The sequence below is a fragment of the Dokdonella fugitiva genome (assembly GCF_014138265.1).
GTDB classification, from domain to species: Bacteria; Pseudomonadota; Gammaproteobacteria; order Xanthomonadales; family Rhodanobacteraceae; genus Dokdonella_A; species Dokdonella_A fugitiva_A.
The window spans coordinates 35664-52438 of record NZ_JACGXL010000002.1 but is presented as its reverse complement, the minus strand read 5'-3'; the positions used below and the strand labels follow the sequence as shown (position 1 = coordinate 52438).

Sequence of the window (16775 nt, the reverse complement as noted above, 5' to 3'; positions counted from 1 at the left end):
CGATCAGGCATCCCGCCGGCGCGTGACGGACCAGGCCGCGCTGGCGCGCCCGGTGAGGAAGTCGTGCAGGCCGAGCACGGCGTAGCCGTTCATGCGCACGAACGTCGCGATGATCCGTACCGGCGTGATGCGCAGCAGCTCCGGCTTGCGCATCGCGGCGAACGCGAGGCCGTAGAACGCCGCCTGCGCGAGCGCGAGCAGCGCCCATTTCGGCGACTCGGTGAGCAGCGCGAGGTTGCTCGCGAACACCGCCAGCATGAACCACGGCGCGAGCAGGCGCAGCCACTTGTGGCCCCACAGGCGCCAGCCGAGCGGATGCGTCCACGGCAGCAGCAACGACGGTTCGCGCGCGATCAGCTGGAAGTTGCCGGCGAGCGTGCGCCGCTTGCGCAGCGATTCGACCGCGGCGTCCTTCGACGGCCGGTCCCACGCGCGCGCCTCGCTGCTGAACACGATGCGCGAACCGTCGCGCGCGATCTGCAGCGGGATCCACAGGTCGTCGAGGATGAGGCCCTCGGGAATCTGCGGCAGCAACGCGCGGCGCGCGGCGTAGAGCGCACCGCTCACGCCGACGACCGAACCGCTCTCCGCCTCGTTGCCGCGGATGAAGGTCTCGTAGCGCCAGTAGAAGTCGACGCCGTCGCCGAAGTCGCTGTAGCTGCGCTCGAACGCGAGTTCGCCGCCGACCGCGCCGACGCGCGGGTCGGACAGCAGGCGCAGCAGCGCGCGCAGCGCGCCGGGTTCGATGCGCTGGCGCGCATCCGCGAACAGCACCACGTCGGCCTTGAGCTTGGGCACGATGTCGCCGAGGCAGGCCGATTTGCCACGCCGTACCGGGAACACGTACGGGATCAGGCGCGGGTCGCCGAACTCGCGCAGCACGGTCGGCGTGTGGTCTTCCGAGCCGTCCGAGGCGACGTGGAAACGCAGCTTCTCGGGCGGATAGTCGAGTGCGGCGACGTTCTTCAGTTTCGCGGCGAGTTCGTCCGCGGCGTTGTGCGCGACGATGACGACCTCCACGCTCGGTTCCCACTCCGCCGGCTGTACGCGGCGCGGGCGATAGAGCGCGCGCGCGAGCATCGCGAGCGGATAGCCGAGGTAGGTCCAGCCGAGCATGAACAGGCACAGCACGAAGGTCCATTTCATCGGGTGGAGTCTCCCCGGCCGAGCAGTCTTCCGCGCAGGCGTTCGTAGCGGCGGTCGCCGAGCGCGCGCTTGGCGAAGCCGAGCACGCCGTAGCGCAGGCGGGCGCGCGCGACGCCGCGGCCGGCGACCCAGCCTTCGAGTGTCGCGACGTCGAGCGACGCGGTCACGCTCATGCGCGGCAGCGCGCGGCCCGCGTCCGCGGCGTCGAGCACGCCCGGTTCGGAGCCGAGCACGTGCGCGTAGCCGCATTCGCGTGCGACCGCGGGCAGGTCGGCGCGCATGCGCCCGCCGGGCGGTGCGAGCAGGGTCACCGCGCTGCCGACGTGGTCTTCGATCGCGAGGCGAGAGCGCAGCAGGTCCTCGCGCAGTGCGCGCTCGTCGAGTTCGGTGAAGTAGCGATGGTTCCAGCCGTGCGACTGGATCGACATGCCGCTCGCGGCCATCTCGCGCAGCTGCGCCCATCCGGCGAGGCCGGCTTCGCCGACCTTGCCGGGATTGACGAAGAAGTCCGCGCGCAGGCCGCGCTCGCACAGCGCCGGCCAGGCGAGCGCGTGGTTGCTCGCGTGGCCGTCGTCGAAGGTGAGCACGGCCGCGCGGCTCGGTGCGGCGAGCCAGTCGCGCGCGCTGGTGACGCCGCCGGCGACGCGCACGAGCGCGTCCAGCTGCGCCGCGAAGCGCGTCGCCTCGACGGTGTAGTGCGGATCCTGCGCGGCGTCGGGACTGCCCGGACCGCCGATCGCGTGATACATCAGGGCGACGGTGCGGGTCGCCGTGCGCGCGTTGGAATGTGCCGCCTCGATCATCCGGTCCCGTCGTCAGCGCGTGTAGGTCAGGGAGAGGATGATCGCATTGTCCGAGTAACCGGCTTCGCGCAACGTGCTGTCGCGCAGTGCGTGCGTGCCGCGCAGCACCCAGGTCCAGTGGCTGGTCTGCCGCCACGACAGCGCCATCGAATAGCTCGCGTCGGTGTCGGTGCGGCCGAGGCCGGTGTAGTCCCGATGCTCGCGTCCGGTCGACAGCGCCAGCGCGAAGGTCGGGCGGAACAGCCAGTTGAACGTCGCGGTCCAGCCGAACGCGTGCTGGCTGAAGAACTCGCCCTCGATGTAGTCGATCTTGCGCCAGAACGGCGCGACGTTGAAGTTGTAGGTTTCCTCGCGATGGTTGAAATCGAGACCGATGCGTTTCTCGACGTAGAGCTGCGGCGAGATCACCGAGCCGTTGCGGCCGCTGCCGACGCCGAGGTTGCCGATCGAGGCGGGATCGATCACGAGGTCCTGGCTCGCGTCGGCGAACTGCCGCGCGGCGTTCACGCCGAGGTCGGTCGCCGGCGACGGCGTCCAGCGCAGGCCGAGGCTGAGCAGCGTGCCCGAGCGGCTTTCCGGCCCGCGCAGGTCGACCCAGCTGTAGCCGGCTGCGGCGTCGAGCTTGAGCGTGTTGGTGGCGTGCTCGTAGCCGATGTAGGCGTCCTCGCGGTCGTAGTCGAACGGCCGCGAGGCGAGTTCGTCGTAGCGCACGCGCGAGGCGGTCAGCGAGCCGCTCACGTTGTCGAGCGCGCCGAGCAGCCAGGCGAGGCGCCCTGCTGCGCTGAAGCGATCGCTGTTGAAATCGTTGGTTTCTTCCGCGTAGGTGTTCGTGTAGCGCAGGTCGAGGCGGCCGCGCAGGTTGTCGCCGAAGCGCGCGCGCCAGGTCGGTCCGCTGCTGAACACGTTGGTCTGCTGCTGGTTGCTCGGTACGTCGGCCTGCAGCACGTTGATCGGCTGGCGGCCGAGGTAGTCCTCGGCCACCCAGTCGAAGCGGTCCGGGCTGATCGACCAGGTCGCGACGCCGGAAAGCAGTCCGCGCAGCTCGTCGGAGAACTTGCCGCCGAGGTAGTCGCGGTACGACACCGTGCCCGCTGCGGTCGCGCTGAGCACCGCGCCCTGCTGCTTGAGGTCGAACGCGAACGACGGCGTCAGCACGGTCTCCTCGACCGGGTTGTCGCGACTGAGGTTGATGTTGTCGTTCTGCTCGAGTTCGACGCCGACCGTGTACTCGAGCGCAGGTTCCGCCTGCAGCGACGGGGCGCCGGCCGCGGCGAGCGCGCCGGCGACGAACAAGCCGCGATGGGTGATGCGCATTGGTCTCCCCTCCCTATCAGGACCACCGGTTCCGGCGCGGATGCAGGAACCGGCCTCGCGAACCCGGTACGTCATGTTCCTCGACGCGGTGCGAGCCGCGTCGCCGTCCATGCAGGTCAGGGCAATTCGTCGAACACCACGCCGGCGAAACGGTTCGGATCGAAGATCGCGGCCGCCTGCGCGATCGCCGCCGGCGTGTCGCGCCCGTAGCCGGCGACGAGCACGACGAAGTCGGCGAGGTCGGACAGGATGCGCGCGTCGGGCGAACCCTTCACCGCCGGGCCGTCGAGGAACAGGTAGCGATCCGGATAGCGGCAGCGCAACGAGTCGAGCGCGGCGCGCATGCGGAACGAGGAAAAGTACTCGCCGCTCGTCTCGCGCGGCTTGCCCGACGGGATCAGGCGCAGGCGCGGGATGCCGGTGCGATGGATGATCGGTTCCATGCCCATCGCGGGGTGGTCGAGGTAGTCGATCAGCCCGGGACCGGGCTCGGTGCCGAGCGCCTTGTGCTGCGCCGCGTGGCGCGGGTTGCAGTCGATCAGCAGCGCGGTCTTCGCCTCGTCGAACGCGAACGAAGCGGCGAGGTTGCGCGCGACGAAGCTGCCGCCGGAACCGGGGCTGACCGGCGCGATCATCGTCACGAAATTCTGGTCGCCGCCGAGCGCGAGCAAGCGCGTGCGGATCTCGCGGAACGCGTCGGCCTGCGGGCGCACCGAGTCGTCGCGGTGGATCAGCCGCTTCTCGTCGAGCTGGCGCGGCGTCAGCGCGTGCGGCTCGGCCATGCGGGCGATCGAGCGGCTCGCGCTCGTGCGCACGCCGAGCTTGTTCGCGGCCGCTTCGAGCGCGCCGCCGACGTGGTCGGCCGGCTTGCCGACGTCACCCGCGCTCATCGCATGACCTCCAGGCGGATCCAGTACATCGCCGCGTAGGTGAGCAGCACGCCGACGATGATGACGACCAGCACGGTGCCGTGCAATGCGCTGCGGCGGCGGTCGCCCGGTGTCGGGTAGGCCGGGATCGTCGCCAGCACCGGCACGCCGGCCATGCGTTCGATCTGCGCCGCCGAGCGCACGCGCGGATCGAAGCGCGCGTAGCCGAACAGCAGGCCGAGCGGCAGCAGGATGCCGAGCGCGAGCCCGGCGATCGCGAAATGCATGAGCCGCAGGCCGGTCGGTCGTATCGGCAGCACCGCCGGCTCCTGGATGCGGAAGGTCAGGCCCTGCTGCTTGGCGTCGAGGTCCATCGACACGCGCGCGTTCTCGCGGCGCTTGAGCAGGTCCTGGTAGATGTCGCGATTGACCTCGTAGTCGCGGGTGAGCTCGGACAACGCGTTCTCCGAATTGGCGATGCGCTTGCTGCGTTCGAGCTCGGCGTTGAGCATGCCTTCGGTGACGCTCAGGCGCGACGCGGTCGCCGAGCCGTTGCGGCGCGCTTCGTTGAGCTTGCTGCGCAGCTCCTGGTAGAGCGGGTTGTACTGGATACTGTCGTCGATCTGCGACGGTCCCTTGCTCGACTTCGGCGCGAGCGCGCGCTGCTGCTCGTCGCGCTTGAGCGAATCCTGGATGTCCTGGATCTGGTGGCGGATGCGCACGACGTCGGGATAGTCGTCGGTGTAGGTCAGCAGCAGGCGGTCGAGCTGGTTCTGCAGTTCGGCGAGCTGCACGCGGTAGGTGCTCGCGCGCGTCTGCACCGCGGTGATCTCCGATTCGCCCGACACCTGCGAGACGAGCGAACTCTCTCGCGCGCGCTGCTCCATGAGCTCGAGCCGCGCCTGCTCGATCTGGCTGCGCAGTTGCGCGATGCGGCTGTTGCTGTCCGCCTCGCCGCCGGGGCGGGCGTCGACGTTCGCCTCGCGGTACGCCTTCAGCTTGTCCTCGGCGTCGGTGAGTTTCTTGTGGTACGACTCGACCTGGCCGTTGATGAACTCGAACGCGTTGCGGCTCTCGCGCTCCTTCGCGGCGAGGCTCTCCTGGATGAACATCTCGGCGAGTCGCTGGGTGACGTGGAACGAGCGTTCCGGCACGTTGTCCGCGTAGGTGATCTGGATCAGGTTGTCGCGCGGGCTGGTGATCTTCGTGCGGTCGGTGATCGCCTCGATCATGCGGTCCTGGTCGATCGCCGACGGCTGCTTGTCGAGCCAGCCGCCGGCGCCGAGGATCTCGTTCATGACCTTGCGGCTGAAGATCACCTCGCGCGCGATCGAAGCCCGGTCGGCGACGCCGGTGGCGACCGCACGGCCTTCCATGAGGCCGGTCACGATGTTGCTCTCCTGCACGAGGATCGTCGTCGACGATTCGTACTTGCGCGGCAGCGACACGCCGATCACCAGCGCGGCGATCGCGATGATCGCGAACATCGTGCCGAGCGCGAGCTTGCGCCGGCGCGCCTCGGTCAGCAGCACCGGCACCAGTTCGCCCATCGGCGCCATCGCGTTCGCCATCTCGCGCTCCGTTCCGTCAGAACACGCGTTCGGGGACGGTGATCACGTCGCCCGGTTGCGCCGGATAGTTCGTCGACAGGTCGCCCTTCTTGAGGATCTGGTCGAGGCGAACAGCGTAGGCGCGCGTGCTTTCGCCTTCCTTGCGGTACAGCTCGGTGCGGTCGGCCGAGGCGAACTCGGTCGTGCCGCCGGCCGCGAGCACCGCGTCGAGCACGGTCATGCCCTGCCGGTACGGCACCGAGATCGGGTTGCGCACGGCGCCGGTCACGCGCACGCGCGAGAGATACTCGTGGCTGCGCAGCTCGGTCAGGATCACCGCGACCTGCGGGTCGCGGACGTAGGTCTTGAGCTTCTCGGCGATCTCGGCCGAGACTTCCTCGGGGGTCTTGCCGCCGGCCATGACGTCGCCGACGAGCGGGATCGAGATCATGCCGTCCGGGCGCACCGGCACCTTCGCGTTGAGGTCCGGGTTGTGCCAGACCGACACCTCGACGATGTCGTCGACGCCGATCCGGTAGACGCTGACGGCCTGCGCCTCGGGGTTGACCCGCGGCGTTCCGTTGCTCAGCCCGGTGCCGGCAGCACAAGCCTGCAAAATCAACACGATAGCGATCAAGATCAGCCGGACGAATGGCGACATGGCGCGCTCCCTCCCTATGGAAATGTGAACCCTATCACACTTTCATGGCGGCTCCGTGCGGTGCCGGCCCGAGCTGCGGGCGCCCTTCGTCGCCCCCTCCTGCGCAGAATAATCCACTTGTGGGGTGCCCGGCGCGGCGGTCCGTCGGGTCGCCGCGCGTCGGGCCTGGAACCCGGCCCGGTGCCGTGCCGGCGACGCCTCCGGAACGCCTCAGACCCGGTAGAACGCGCGGTACCAGTCGACGAAGCGGTCGATGCCGACCTCGACCGGCGTCGACGGCGTGTAGCCGGTGTCGCGCGACAGTTCGGCGACGTCGGCGTAGGTGTCCGGCACGTCGCCCGGTTGCAGCGGAAGCAGGATCTTCTCGGCGCTGCGGCCGAGCTTCTGCTCGAGCACCTCGATGTAGCGCGCGAGTTCGACCGGCTGGTTGTTGCCGATGTTGTAGACGCGGTACGGCGCGGCCGACGAGCCCGGGTTCGGCCGCAATGGATCGAACGCGGGGTCGCCGTCGGGTACGCGGTCGAGCGTGCGGATCACGCCTTCGACGATGTCGTCGATGTAGGTGAAATCGCGCGTGTGCTTGCCGTGGTTGAACACTTCGATCGGTTCGCCGGCGAGGATCTTGCGCGTGAACAGGAACAGCGCCATGTCCGGCCGTCCCCACGGACCGTACACGGTGAAGAATCGCAGGCCCGTGGTCGGCAGCCGGTACAGGTGGCTGTAGGTGTGCGCCATCAGCTCGTTCGCCTTCTTCGTCGCGGCATACAGGCTGACCGGATGGTCGACCGCGTCCTGCACCGAGAACGGCAGCTTGCGGTTGGCGCCGTAGACCGAGCTCGACGAGGCGTAGACGAGGTGCTCGACGCCACCGTGGCGGCAGGCCTCGAGCACGTTGATGAAGCCGACCAGGTTCGCCTCGATGTACGCGTACGGATTGGTCAGTGAATAGCGCACGCCGGCCTGCGCCGCGAGGTTGACCACGCGCTGCGGGCGGAAGTCGGCGAAGGCGCGTTCGAGCGTCGGCCGATCCTCGAGCGAACCGCGCACGAAGCGGAAGTTCGCGTGCGGCGTGAGCTTGGCCAGGCGCGCTTCCTTCAGCGTCGGATCGTAGTAGTCGTTGAGGTTGTCGTAGCCGAGCACGTCGTCGCCGCGCGCGAGCAGGCGCTCGCTCAGGGTCGATCCGATGAAGCCGGCGGCGCCGGTGACGAGGATGCGCATGTGTCTTCTCCGTGGGCCGGACGCACGCAGCGTGCCGGCGATCTTGCCGTTTACGTACCGCCGCACCGGTACGTGCGGTGCGCGTACCGCCCTACAACCGGTCGTCGACGAGCTCGCGCGGCAGCGCCTGCTTGACGTCGAACAGCACGCAGCCCGGCTTGCCGAACGCGCGGATGCGTTCGGCGCCGAGTTCGAGGAACTGGCGATGCGCGACCGCGAGGATCACTGCGTCGTACGTACCCGGCACGAGCTCGGGCACGAGGTCGAGGCCGTACTCGTGGCGCGCTTCCTCGGCGCTGACCCACGGATCGTGCACGTCGACGTTCGCGTGGTAGCTCCTGAATTCGCCGACCACGTCGGTCACGCGCGTGTTGCGCAGGTCCGGGCAGTTCTCCTTGAACGCGAGGCCGAGCACGAGAATGTTCGCGCCCGCGGCGTGGATGCGCCGCTGCGTCATGAGCTTGATCACGCGTTGCGCGACATGCTGGCCCATGCCGTCGTTGATGCGCCGCCCCGACAGGATCACTTCCGGGTGGTAGCCGATCTGCTGCGCCTTGTGCGTGAGGTAGTACGGATCGACGCCGATGCAGTGGCCGCCGACGAGGCCGGGGCGGAACGGCAGGAAGTTCCATTTCGTGCCCGCCGCGGCGAGCACTTCGGCGGTGTCGATGCCGAGCCGGTGGAAGATCAGCGCGAGCTCGTTGATGAGCGCGATGTTGAGGTCGCGCTGGGTGTTCTCGATCACCTTCGCCGCCTCGGCGACGCGGATGCTCGATGCCTTGTGCGTGCCTGCGGTGACGACGCGGCGATACAGCGCGTCGACGAAGTCGGCCGCCTCCGGGGTCGAGCCCGAAGTCACCTTGAGGATCGTCTCGAGGCGGTGTTCCTTGTCGCCGGGGTTGATGCGTTCCGGGCTGTAGCCGGCGTAGAAGTCGACGTTGTACTTCAGGCCCGACTCGCGCTCGATGATCGGTACGCAGACTTCCTCGGTCGCGCCCGGGTACACGGTCGATTCGAACACCACGACCGCGCCGCGGCCGATCGCCCGGCCGACCGTGCGGCTCGCCGAGACGAGCGGCGTGAGGTCGGGGCGCTTGGCGTCGTCGATCGGCGTCGGCACGGTCACGATGAACACGTTGCACGCCTTCAGATCGCCCGCGTCCGCGCTGAAGCGCAGCTGCGGCGTCGCCTTCAGTTCCTCGGTCGAGACTTCGAGCGTGTGGTCGCGGTGCTCGCGCAACTCGGCGATGCGCGCCTGGTTGATGTCGAACCCGAGCGTCGGCAGGTGGCGGCCGAAACCGACCGCGAGCGGCAGTCCCACGTAACCGAGGCCGATGACGGCGACGCGGGTGTCGTCGCGGCGGGGCAGAGCGGCAGCGTCCATTCGGGGCTCCGGCAGGCTGTGGAAGAATCGCCCTGCCGGTGCGATCCGCGGATCGCGCCATCGAGAAAGGGAGCACGGTCCGCTTCCCGACTTCCTGCTAGGGGCGCGCAAGTCTAGCAAGAGCGAATCGCCGCGGGGGTTGCGTCCGGCAGGGGTGAGCGCGCGGGAGGCTCGGTATGCTCGGGACTCCCGCACGAATGGAGTCCGCCATGCTGCGTTTCCTCGCCGCCGCACTGCTCGCCGCCTGCGGCGCGCACGCGGCCGTCGCCGCGACACGCACCGACACGATCACGATCCAGGGCAACGCCGCCGGCACGCAGACCGTGGATGCCGCGGCCGGCGGCCGCGTGCACGCCGAGTACGCCTACAACGACCGTGGTCGCGGCGACCACATCACGGCCGACTGGACGCTCGACGACGCCGGACGGCCCACCCGCTACGAAGGACGCGGCAACGACTACATGAAGGCACCGGTCGAGGAGCACTTCTCGATCGCCGCCGGCACGGCGAGCTGGCACAGCCGCACCGAGCGGGGCGAAGCACCCGCCGCGGGCGCGTTCTACGTGCCGAACAATGCGCCGCCGGAATTCCTCGGCGTGCTCGCGCGCGCCTTGCTCAAGGCCCCAGACCACCGCCTCGCGCTGCTGCCGGCGGGCGAAGCATCGATCGAAGCGCAGGGCAGCGTGCAGGTCGACGGACGCGAGCTGCACCACTACCGCATCACCGGACTCGGCTTCACGCCCCAACCGATCTGGCTCGACGGCGAGGGCGCGACCGCGGCGATCGTGTCGGGGTGGTTCTCGGTCGTGCCGGCGGCGCTCGCGAAGGGCCTCGAGCCGCTGCAGGCCGCGCAGGAAGCCGCCGACAACGCGTGGTCGGCGCGCCTCGCGCGCGAACTCGTGCGCGCGCCGAAGGGCGGCCTGCTCATCCGCGACGCGCGCGTGTTCGACCCGCGCGACCTGTCGGTAAGCGAACACACGAGCGTGCTCGTGCGCGGCGAACGCGTCGTGCGCGTCGCGCCCGACGCGGCGCTGCAGGCGGTCGCCGACGCCGAAGTGCTCGATGCGCACGGGCGCTTCCTCATGCCCGGCCTGTGGGACAACCACCAGCATTTCAGCGACGTCGACGGCCTGCTCGACCTGGCCAACGGTGTGACCAGCGCGCGCGACATGGCCAACGACACCGACGCCTTCCTCAAGCGCGTCGCACGCTTCGACGACGGCAGCGAGATCGGGCCGCGCGTGCTCAAGGCCGGCATCATCGACGGCACCGGCGAGTTCGCCGGACCGACCAAGATGCGCGTCGACTCCGCCGAAGACGCGATCAAGGACGTCGACTGGTACGCCGACCACGGTTACGTGCAGATCAAGATCTACTCGTCGATCAAGCCGGAACTGATGCCGCTGATCGCTGCGCGCGCCCACGAGCGCGGCCTGCGCGTGAGCGGCCACGTGCCCGCGCTCATGTCCGCGCGCCAGTTCGTCGAAGGCGGTGCCGACGAGATCCAGCACCTCAACTTCGTCGTGCTCAACTTCCTCTTTCCGGGAGTGCAGGAGACGCGCAACCGCGATCGCTTCATCAAGGTCGCCGAGCACGCGCGCGCGTTCACGCCGGACAAGCCCGAAGTGCGCGAGTTCGTCGCCTTCCTCAAGGCGCACCACACCGTGCTCGATCCGACCATGACGATCTTCGAGGACCTGTTCAGCGGCGACCCGACCGCGATCACGCCCGGCCTCGAAACGCTCGCGCCACGCCTGCCGCCGCAGGTGCGGCGCGCCATGTTCGCCGGCGCGCTGCCCGTGCCGAAGGGCCAGGAAGAGGCCTATCGCGCCGCGTTCCCGGCGATGCTCGCGTTGCTCAAGTCGTTGCACGACGCCGGCGTGACGATCATCCCCGGCACCGATGCGCTGGCCGGCTACCAGCTGCACCACGAACTCGAGCTCTACGCGAAAGCAGGCATCGCGCCGGCCGAAGTGCTGCGCATGGCGACGCTGGTGCCGGCCGAAGTCATGGGCGTCACGCGCGACCGCGGCGCGATCGCACCGGGCAAGTACGCCGACCTGCTGCTCGTCGACGGCGACCCGTCGCGCGACATCACCGACATCCGCAAGGTTGCGACCGTGGTCAAGGGCGGCAAGGTGTACGACCCCGCCGCGATCGAGCGTGCGCTCGGCATCCTGCCGCGACCGGCGAGCCCGTGACGCGCTCCGCCGGCTGGCTGCTCGCGCTCACGCTCACATGCGTCGCCGGCATTGCCGACGGCGCCGAACCACGCGTCGCGACGATCCTGATCCAGGGTGTCGAGTCGGGGCGCCAGGAAGTTGCCGTCGATGCCGACGGTGCGACGCGCGCCGAGTTCTCCTATCGCGATCGCGGCTGGGGCGACGACGTCAGCGCGCGCTGGCGGGTCGATGCGGACGGCCTGCCGCTCGAGTACGTCGCGCACGGCGTCGATCGCGCGAAGGCGTCGATCGACGAGACGTTCCGGCGCACCGGCGGCCGCGCGCAATGGAAGAATCGGCGCGAAGCGGGCGAGTCCGTGCTGCACGACGCGGTGTTCTACCTGCCACTGAATCCACCGCCGGAGTTCCGCGCCGTGCTCGCGCGTGCCCTGCTCGCCGCGCGCGGGCATCGCCTGCGCCTGCTGCCGTCGGGCGAGGCGTGGCTCGAGCCGACCGATGCGCCGACGCGGGTCGGCGACTACGTGCTGTACTACATCGGCGGCCTCGACTTCTCGCCGCAACCGGTCTGGCTCGGCCGCGGCGGCGACGCTGTGCTCGCGAGCGAATGGTTCTCGGCGGTGCCGCCGCGGGCGCGCATGCAACTCGCGCCGATGCTCGCCGCGCAGCAGCGCCTCGGCGCCGAGCGTTCGGCGCGCCTCGCGCGCGAACTCGCGCACGCACCGAGCGGCGGGCTGCTGATCCGCGACGCGCGCGTGTTCGATCCGCGCGATCTCTCCGTCACGCCCGGCACGAGCGTGCTCGTGCGCGGCGAGCGCATCGTGCGCGTGGCGCCCGACGCGGTGCTCGCCGACGCCGGTGTCGAGGTCGTCGACGCGCGCGGCCGCCTCCTCATGCCGGGACTGTGGGACAACCACCAGCACTTCGGCAGCGACAGCGACGGTGCGCTCGATCTCGCCAACGGCATCACCAGCGCGCGCGACATGGCGAACAACGTCGACGAGTTCGCCGCGCGCGTGCGTCGCTACGACGACGGCAGCGAGCTCGGTCCGCGCGTGCTCAAGGCGGGCATCATCGACGGGCGCAGCGAGTACTCGGTGCCGATCGACATGTACGCCGACACCGCCGACGAGGCGTTGCGCGAGGTCGACTGGTACGCCGCGCACGGCTACGCGCAGATCAAGGTCTACAACTCGCTCAAGCCCGCGCTCGTGCCGCTCGTCGCCGAGCGTGCGCACGCGCTCGGCCTGCGCTTCAGCGGCCACGTGCCCGCCTTCATGTCGGCGCGACAGTTCGTCGAGGCCGGTGCCGACGAGATCCAGCACTTCAATTTCATCGTGCTGAACTTCCTCTACCCGCAACTGCAGGAAACGCGCACGCTGGACCGCCACCTGAAGGTCGCCGCGCACGCGCGCGAGTTCACCCCGGCGCAGCCGCGCGTGCGCGAGTTCGTCGAGTTCCTGCGCGCGCACCACACCGTGCTCGACCCGACGCTCGGCATCTTCGAGGGCTTCTTCTGCGGCGATCCCGCGGCGCCGCTGCCCGGGCTCGCACCGGTGCTGCCGCGCCTGCCCGCGCAGGTGCGCCGCGATCCTCAGGGCATCACCGCGAGCAGCGCGTTCGTGCCGCCGAAGGGCGAGGAGGGCGCGTATCGCGCGGCGATCCCGGCGATGCTCGCGCTGCTGAAGGCATTGCACGATGCCGGCGTCGCGATCGTGCCCGGCACCGACACGACGCCGTACATGCTGCACCACGAACTCGTGCTGTACGCGCACGCGGGCATCGCGCCGGCCGACGTGTTGCGCCTGGCCACGCTCGGTTCCGCGCGGGTGATGGGCGTGGACGGCGAGCGCGGCGTGATCGCGCCCGGCCGCCTCGCCGACATGATCCTCGTCGACGGCGCGCCCGAGCGCGACATCGAGGACCTCCGCCGCATCGATCTCGTCGTCAAGGGTGGGCGATGGTACGACCCGCGCGCGATCGAGCGCGCGTTCGGCATCGAGCCGCGGTCGCGCTGAGCGGCGTCAGCCCTTCTTCGGCCGCCGCCAGCCGGGCACGGTGGCCTGGCGCGCGCGCGCGACCGTGAGCTCGCCGGCGGGCGCTTCCTTGCCGATCACCGAGCCGGCGCCGATCGTCGCGTCTTTGCCGACGCGCACCGGCGCGACGAGCGCGGTATTGGAACCGATGAAGGCACCGTCCTCGATCGTCGTCACGTGCTTGTCGACGCCGTCGTAGTTGCAGGTGATCGTGCCTGCGCCGATGTTGACGTCGCGACCGACCTCGGCATCGCCGACGTAGGCGAGGTGGTTCGCCTTGGAATGCTCGCCGAAGCGCGCCTTCTTGGTCTCGACGAAGTTGCCGACGCGCGCGTGCGCGGCGAGTTCGGTGCCCGGGCGCAGGCGCGCGAACGGGCCGATGTCGCACGGGCCGTGGGTGACGACGCCGTCGAGGTTGCAATGCGAATGCACGATCGTGCCCGCGGCGAGCGTCGAGTTGCGCACGCGACAGAACGGCCCGATGCGCACCTCGTCGCCGAGCTCGACCAGGCCTTCGAGGATCACGTCGACGTCGATCTCGACGTCGCGGCCGACGCGCACGTCGCCGCGCACGTCGAAGCGCACCGGATCGGCGAAGCGCACGCCGGCGGCGGCGAGCTGGGTCGCGCGCAGGCGCTGGTGCATGCGTTCGAGCCCGGCGAGCTGCCACGGGTCGTTCGCGCCGAACACTTCCTGCGGGTTGATGCACGGCACCGCTTCGGCCGGCTCGCCTTCCTCGTTGGCCTGCTCGAAAACGTCGGTGAGGTAATACTCGCGCTGCGCGTTCGCGTCGGTGAGGTTGTTGATCCACACGCGCAGGCGGCGCGTGTCGGCGGCGAGGATGCCGCTGTTGACCCAGGTGATCGCGCGCTGCTCGATCGTCGCGTCCTTCTCCTCGACGATCGCGCGGATGCGGCCGATGCCGTCGCGCACGACGCGGCCGTAGCCGTACGGATTGTCGAGCTGGGTCACGAGCGCGGCGAGCGGCGCTTCGACCGCGAGCAGCTTGCGCAGCGTGTCGGTGCGGATCAGCGGCACGTCGCCGTAAAGCACGAGCACGCGCGAATCCTCCGGCACGTCGGGCATCGCGAGCTTGACCGCGTGGCCGGTGCCGCGCTGCTCCGGCTGGTGCACCCACGTCAGGTCGCCGAGGTCGGTGAGTGCGGCCTTCACCTGCTCGCCGAGATGGCCGTAGACGACATGGATGCGCGCCGGCTGCAGCGCGCGCGCGGAGTCGAGTACGTGGGCGAGCATCGGCCGTCCGGCGAGCGGCATCAGCACCTTCGGCTTGGCGGACTTCATCCGCTTGCCCTCGCCGGCGGCGAGGACGATCACATGCAGGGGAGCGCTCGTCACGGAACATCCTCTCAACAGGACGCCGGACGCCCAGGGGCGCGCCCGGCTCGCAAGGTCGCGGTCGCGCCGCGCCACCCGTCTACCGGACCCGGTACCTCAGGCGGGCCCGTGGGCGGCGACTGCGCCGTCCAGGAAGCCCGTCGGTGAGACGTGGCTCACATTCTAGAGGCGGATCGGTGCCGCCGTCGCGCCGGCCGTCGGCTGCGCCCGCCCATCCGCTCAGTCGTAGCCGTCGGCGAAGATGAGATCGACGCGCTCGACCGCGCCGATGTCGGGGGCGGCGTCGGCGTAGCCGTCGTCGATGCCGGGCAGCAGTACGCCGTGGTCGACCAGCGGGCTCGCGCCGAGCGGCATGAAGTCGCCCGAAGCCGGCGCGGCGAGCAGGGGCGCCGCGGAAATGCCGTGCAACTCCTGCCCGGTACCCGCGCGCAGCGCGACGAGGTCGGCGTAGTCGGTCGAATACCAGCGCACGAGGGGCGCGCTCGCCGCGTGCAGGTCGTCGTAGTCGAGGCCGAGCGCGATCGTGTTGATCTTGCGCAGCGCGTAGTGCACGCCGTCGTAGAGGTTGTTGCGGCTGACGAGCGACGTCGTGACGCCGGGATCGAGGAAGACGATCGCGGCGGTGTCCGCTACGGTCGTGACGAAGCTGTTGTGGTAGAGCAGCAGCGGGCCGACCGGCGTCGAATAACCGCTGTTGATCTTGATGCCGCTCGAGGTGTAGCCGTCGACGAGTGCGGAGTGCGTGTTGCCGAGGTTCCAGGCGATGTTGCGCACGATCCAGACCGGGCCCGTGCCGGCCGGCGCGACCGCGAACGCCATCAGGCTGTCGCGGATGCGATTGCCCCAGATGCGCACGTTCGCGCAGTAGCCTTCGGCCTCGATCGCGTCGTCGTTGTGGCGGTAGATCGTGTTCTCGTAGACGTCGGTCTCGTTGCTGAAGCCGGCGGCGGGTGCGCTGTCGCCGCACGGATGCAGGCCGTCGTAGGTGTCGTGGATCGTGTTGCGGCGGATCACGTTGCCGCGGCCGATGTCGTCGGTGAACGCGATCGCGCTGTTCTGAGCGCTGCTGTCGTGGGTCGCTTCCCACGGCCAGCCGAAGATCGAGCTGTCGAAGATCACGTTGCGCTCGATGAGGTTGCGGTCGCCGCCCTTGACCCAGACGCCGGTCGCGGCGTTCTCGTGGATCGTGTTGCCGGCGACGATCGCGTCGCTCGCGTAGCGCAGGTAGATGCCCTTGCCGTACTCGTCGCTGCCGTAGTGGCGGATCTCGAAGTCCTCGATGCGCACGTGGTGCAGGCCGTCGACGACGAAGCCGGCCGCGAGCCGTGCGACGTCGAGGTGGCGCTGCGCAGGCGCCGAGCCGTCGCTGAACTTGACCGACAGCGTCGTGCCGTCGAAGTAGAACCCGCCCGGTGCGCCCGACGACAGCGTGCGCAGCGCGGCGATGCTCGTGTACGGGAACAGCCGGCCCTGGTCGCTGACCACGAGCGCGGTGGCGAAGCCGGTCGCGCGCGACCACACGCCGCTGCCGGCATTGGTCCAGCTCGCACCGGCGGCGATCGCGGCGTCGGCGCCGTCGAGGATCGCGCCCGGCGCGCCGCGGAACACGATCGGCTGGCTCGCGTTGCCCGCGAGCGGCACGTCGACGCTCTCGCGATAGACGCCGGCTGCGACCGAGACGAGATCGCCCGGGCGCGAAAGATCCGCCGCGTGCTGGATCGTCTTCAGCGCCTGCGCCGGAGTCGTGCCGGTGTGCGCGTCCGAGCCGGTCGGCGCGACGTAGAGCGTGCGCGCAGGCACGAACACGGGTGCTTCCGCGCGCGTGGCGACGCTCGCCGTGCGCGTCGGCGTCGCGCCTGCACCGTCCGGGTCCGCGAGGGTGACGCGCACGTCGTAGGCGTGCCCCGCGTCGAGCCAGAACAGGCTGCCGAGGAAATGCGTCGCATCGACGCGCACGAGCGGATGTCCGGGGCGCCAGCCGGCTGCGCCTTGTTCGCGCCATTCGAGCTGCGCCGTGGCGTTGCGGTTCGCATCGCCGGCGACGGTCGCGATGACGCCGCCGGCGGCGAGCGTGCCGTAGCCGTCGAGCGCAGTGAACGTCGAAGCGTTCTGCGCGTGCGCGAGGCACGGCAGCAAGAGCAGGAGCGGCAGGATTCGGCGGCAATCGGCACGCATGGACGGCGGCAAGCTCGGAAAACGCGGCCGATACTGCCACGCGGATGCGGGGGTCGATGTGATGTGCTCGTTAGCGGCGCGGC

General features: G+C 70.0%; 12 protein-coding genes. 2 read left to right on the top strand and 10 right to left on the bottom strand.

The genetic code is table 11. From position 1 onward, the window contains the following. Nucleotides 1-3: 3 nt before the first annotated feature. The 8 genes from FHW12_RS06510 to tviB form a co-directional block, all read right to left on the bottom strand. Nucleotides 4-1146 carry a glycosyltransferase gene (locus FHW12_RS06510; RefSeq protein WP_182530209.1) on the bottom strand — a complete coding sequence of 381 codons (1143 nt, stop codon included), beginning with the start codon at nucleotides 1144-1146 and terminating at the stop codon, nucleotides 4-6. Then, the gene (locus FHW12_RS06505) at nucleotides 1143-1949 is read right to left on the bottom strand and encodes a polysaccharide deacetylase family protein (RefSeq protein ID WP_182530208.1); all 807 of its coding nucleotides are present in this window, start codon (nucleotides 1947-1949) and stop codon (nucleotides 1143-1145) included. The genes FHW12_RS06510 and FHW12_RS06505 overlap by 4 nt, the downstream gene beginning before the upstream one ends. A gap of 12 nt (nucleotides 1950-1961) precedes the next feature. Beyond that, a complete protein-coding gene (locus FHW12_RS06500; protein WP_182530207.1) occupies nucleotides 1962-3263 on the bottom strand; it encodes a hypothetical protein in 1302 nt (433 codons plus the stop codon). A gap of 116 nt (nucleotides 3264-3379) precedes the next feature. Next, nucleotides 3380-4153, bottom strand: coding sequence for a polysaccharide biosynthesis protein (locus tag FHW12_RS06495; protein ID WP_182530206.1), 774 nt, complete (start codon nucleotides 4151-4153; stop codon nucleotides 3380-3382). Next, nucleotides 4150-5703, bottom strand: a complete 1554-nt coding sequence (locus tag FHW12_RS06490; protein WP_259392918.1) for an XrtA system polysaccharide chain length determinant — start codon at nucleotides 5701-5703, stop codon at nucleotides 4150-4152. The genes FHW12_RS06495 and FHW12_RS06490 overlap by 4 nt, the downstream gene beginning before the upstream one ends. A 16-nt stretch (nucleotides 5704-5719) precedes the next feature. Then, nucleotides 5720-6307 carry an XrtA/PEP-CTERM system exopolysaccharide export protein gene (locus FHW12_RS06485; protein ID WP_310735171.1) on the bottom strand — a complete coding sequence of 196 codons (588 nt, stop codon included), beginning with the start codon at nucleotides 6305-6307 and terminating at the stop codon, nucleotides 5720-5722. 246 nt (nucleotides 6308-6553) lie between these two features. Further along, the gene (locus FHW12_RS06480) at nucleotides 6554-7561 is read right to left on the bottom strand and encodes an NAD-dependent epimerase (RefSeq protein WP_182530204.1); all 1008 of its coding nucleotides are present in this window, start codon (nucleotides 7559-7561) and stop codon (nucleotides 6554-6556) included. A 91-nt stretch (nucleotides 7562-7652) separates the two neighbouring features. Next, nucleotides 7653-8945, bottom strand: a complete 1293-nt coding sequence (tviB, locus tag FHW12_RS06475) for a Vi polysaccharide biosynthesis UDP-N-acetylglucosamine C-6 dehydrogenase TviB (RefSeq protein ID WP_310735170.1) — start codon at nucleotides 8943-8945, stop codon at nucleotides 7653-7655. A 209-nt stretch (nucleotides 8946-9154) separates the two neighbouring features. Between tviB and FHW12_RS06470 the strand changes: the two genes are divergently transcribed. Then, nucleotides 9155-11146, top strand: a complete 1992-nt coding sequence (locus tag FHW12_RS06470) for an amidohydrolase family protein (protein ID WP_182530203.1) — start codon at nucleotides 9155-9157, stop codon at nucleotides 11144-11146. Then, nucleotides 11143-13143 (top strand): amidohydrolase family protein, encoded by a 2001-nt coding sequence (locus tag FHW12_RS21565; protein ID WP_182530202.1) that lies wholly within the window; start codon nucleotides 11143-11145, stop codon nucleotides 13141-13143. The genes FHW12_RS06470 and FHW12_RS21565 overlap by 4 nt, the downstream gene beginning before the upstream one ends. A gap of 6 nt (nucleotides 13144-13149) precedes the next feature. Here the strand turns inward: FHW12_RS21565 and glmU are convergent, their stop codons facing one another. Together glmU and FHW12_RS06455 are read right to left on the bottom strand one after the other, a co-directional pair. Next, entirely contained in the window at nucleotides 13150-14517 is a 1368-nt protein-coding gene (gene glmU / locus FHW12_RS06460; RefSeq protein ID WP_182530201.1) for a bifunctional UDP-N-acetylglucosamine diphosphorylase/glucosamine-1-phosphate N-acetyltransferase GlmU, read from the bottom strand. 219 nt (nucleotides 14518-14736) lie between these two features. After that, nucleotides 14737-16692, bottom strand: a complete 1956-nt coding sequence (locus FHW12_RS06455; RefSeq protein ID WP_182530200.1) for a right-handed parallel beta-helix repeat-containing protein — start codon at nucleotides 16690-16692, stop codon at nucleotides 14737-14739. Nucleotides 16693-16775 lie beyond the last annotated feature (83 nt).

What these genes read in the sequence shown, in the direction of transcription:
- FHW12_RS06510 (WP_182530209.1), bottom strand. Translation starts at nt 1,146, where the DNA reads ATGAAATGGACCTTCGTGCTGTGCCTGTTCATGCTCGGCTGGACCTAC.
- FHW12_RS06505 (WP_182530208.1), bottom strand. Translation starts at nt 1,949, where the DNA reads ATGATCGAGGCGGCACATTCCAACGCGCGCACGGCGACCCGCACCGTC.
- FHW12_RS06500 (WP_182530207.1), bottom strand. Translation starts at nt 3,263, where the DNA reads ATGCGCATCACCCATCGCGGCTTGTTCGTCGCCGGCGCGCTCGCCGCG.
- FHW12_RS06495 (WP_182530206.1), bottom strand. Translation starts at nt 4,153, where the DNA reads ATGAGCGCGGGTGACGTCGGCAAGCCGGCCGACCACGTCGGCGGCGCG.
- FHW12_RS06490 (WP_259392918.1), bottom strand. Translation starts at nt 5,703, where the DNA reads ATGGCGAACGCGATGGCGCCGATGGGCGAACTGGTGCCGGTGCTGCTG.
- FHW12_RS06480 (WP_182530204.1), bottom strand. Translation starts at nt 7,561, where the DNA reads ATGCGCATCCTCGTCACCGGCGCCGCCGGCTTCATCGGATCGACCCTG.
- tviB (WP_310735170.1), bottom strand. Translation starts at nt 8,945, where the DNA reads ATGGACGCTGCCGCTCTGCCCCGCCGCGACGACACCCGCGTCGCCGTC.
- FHW12_RS06470 (WP_182530203.1), top strand. Translation starts at nt 9,155, where the DNA reads ATGCTGCGTTTCCTCGCCGCCGCACTGCTCGCCGCCTGCGGCGCGCAC.
- FHW12_RS06455 (WP_182530200.1), bottom strand. Translation starts at nt 16,692, where the DNA reads ATGCGTGCCGATTGCCGCCGAATCCTGCCGCTCCTGCTCTTGCTGCCG.